Annotated in this window: 1 protein-coding gene; it reads left to right on the top strand. The window is 41.5% G+C overall.

Annotated features, from left to right (window positions below; all coding sequences use genetic code 11):
- Window positions 1-44: 44 nt before the first annotated feature.
- Window positions 45-282 (top strand): helix-turn-helix domain-containing protein (locus DWW13_RS18670; RefSeq protein ID WP_147398357.1); only part of this gene is annotated, 238 nt, incomplete at its 3' end.

Here is a 282-nt window from a genome sequence, read left to right as displayed (position 1 = left end):
TGTGAAGTCGCCTTAAAAAACTTCACACTTTACAGATTGGGGGTATGGTTCTGAATGAAGAACAATGGATAAAAGAATTACGGGAGAAACGGATTGCTTATGGTATCTCACAAGGCAGGCTGGCGGTGGCTTCTGGTATCACAAGGGAATATCTCAACAAGATAGAAAGCGGAAAAATGAAGCCGTCAAAGGAACTTCTGGAAACTCTGCATAAAGAACTGGCAAGGTTCAATCCAGAAGTACCGCTTACCATGCTGTTTGATTATGTGAAAATTCGTTTTC

This window comes from Blautia sp. AF14-40 (assembly GCF_003479665.1).
In the GTDB taxonomy this organism is placed as follows: Bacteria; Bacillota; Clostridia; order Lachnospirales; family Lachnospiraceae; genus Fusicatenibacter; species Fusicatenibacter saccharivorans.
This window is presented reverse-complemented; position numbering and strand designations above follow the sequence as displayed.